This is a genomic window from Streptococcus sp. HMSC064H09, assembly GCF_001812625.1.
Taxonomy (GTDB): Bacteria; Bacillota; Bacilli; order Lactobacillales; family Streptococcaceae; genus Streptococcus.
Genome location: NZ_KV809590.1, coordinates 1 through 1,800, shown reverse-complemented (window position 1 = coordinate 1,800; position 1,800 = coordinate 1). Strand labels below are relative to the sequence as shown.

At 42.9% G+C, this 1,800-nt stretch carries 1 protein-coding gene and 1 pseudogene; both read right to left on the bottom strand.

Going from position 1 to position 1,800, the window contains the following annotated elements; genetic code table 11:
- Nucleotides 1–197 precede the first annotated feature (197 nt).
- Entirely contained in the window at nt 198–377 is a 180-nt protein-coding gene (locus HMPREF2867_RS11780; protein ID WP_060971370.1) for a hypothetical protein, read from the bottom strand.
- 81 nt (nt 378–458) lie between these two features.
- Nucleotides 459–1,800, bottom strand: a pseudogene (locus HMPREF2867_RS11775) (hypothetical protein); the annotation flags it as partial.

Here is a 1,800-nt window from a genome sequence, read left to right as displayed (position 1 = left end):
AGTGAATCAACGTCAGCGTCACAATCCGAATCAAGCTCAGTTTCTGCGTCAGTAAGTGCATCAGTAAGCACATCACAGCTGGAATCAAATTCAGTCTCAGCTTCAGAAAGTGCGTCAACATCAACATCACAGTCTGAATCGAACTCAACATCAGCATCTGAAAGTGCATCAACATCGATCTCTCAATCAATCTCAAATTACGAGTCAGCTTCAGAGAGTGAGTCGACATCAGCTTCACAATCAGAATCAAATTCAGTTTCGACTTCAGAAAGTGCGTCAATCTCTGAGTCACAATCTGAGTCAAACTCAGTTTCATCGTCAGTAAGTGCATCAGTTTCAGCTAGTGAGTCAGCATTATTGAGTGAATCGCAGAGCACAAGTGCATCAGTTTCGGCTTCTGAATCAGTGTCATTGAGTACATCGAGCTCATTAAGTGCTTCTGTATTTGAAAGTCAGTCTCAAGCTTTCAGTGCTTCAATTTCTGCGATTATTTCAACTGTTGAATCTGTTTCGAACTCGGCTTCAAGCTTCATTTCAACAAGTGAATCGGTTTCAACATCTAACTCAACATCCTTGAGTGAGTCGGCGTCATTGAGTGCATCAGTTTCAGGATTACAATCAGTCTCTAATTCAGTGTCTGCATCAACAAGTGCTTCTGTCTCAGCATCACAGTCTATTTCAAACTCAGTTTCAGCTTCAGAGAGTGAGTCGACATCAATGTCACAATCCGACTCAAATTCAGTTTCAGCTTCATTAAGTGCTTCAGTTTCAACTAGTGAGTCTGTATCCTTGAGTGAATCAGAGAGCACAAGTGCATCAGTTTTGGCTTCTGAATCAGCCTCCTTGAGTGAGTCAGCGTCATTGAGTGTATCTGTTTCAGAATCACAATCAGTCTCTAATTCAGTGTCTGTATCATTAAGTGCTTCAATCTCAGAATTACAATCAGTATCAAACTCAGTTTCAGCTTCAGAGAGCGAATCAACATCAACATCGCAATCCGAGTCAAATTCAGAATCATCATCAGTAAGTGAATCAATTTCAGCCTCACAGTCTGTTTCAAACTCAGAATCCGCTTCATCAAGCGTTTCAGCGTCAGAATCAGCAAGTGCCTCTGAATCCGCTTCAGTTTCTGCCTCAGAATCGACTTCGGCTAGCGTCTCAGCGTCGACTTCAGCAAGCGCATCAGAATCAATAAGTGCCTCAGAGTCAGTTTCAGCGAGTGCGTCTGTGTCTGAATCACAATCAGCCTCAGTAAGTGCTTCGATTTCAACAAGTGAGTCTGTATCGTTGAGCGAGTCGCAAAGCGCAAGCACATCTGCTTCAGTCTCTGTCTCAAAATCTGTAAGCGCATCTGAATCAGCTTCAGTGTCTGCCTCAGAATCAGAGAGCACATCAGCTTTAGCATCTACTTCAGAATCTGCTTCTACATCAGCATCCTTGAGTGCCTCTGAAAGCACAAGCACTTCAACAAGTATTTCAACTTCGTTGAGTACATCAGCAAGTCTTTCAGCCTCAACAAGTGTATCTGCGTCATTGTCTGCATCAGTCTCCGCCTCAGTATCAACTTCAGTAAGTGTATCTACATCAGAATCCGCTTCATCAAGAGTTTCAGTATCAGAGTCAGCTTCTACATCAGCATTCTTGAGTGCCTCTGAAAGAACAAGTGCTTCAACAAGTATTTCAACATCATTGAGTACTTCAGCGAGTCTTTCAGCCTCTGCATCAACAAGTGCTTCCGAGTCAGCCTCAACAAGTGCCTCAGAATCAACTTCTGAAGTGAAAGATCCTAAGCACAAACGT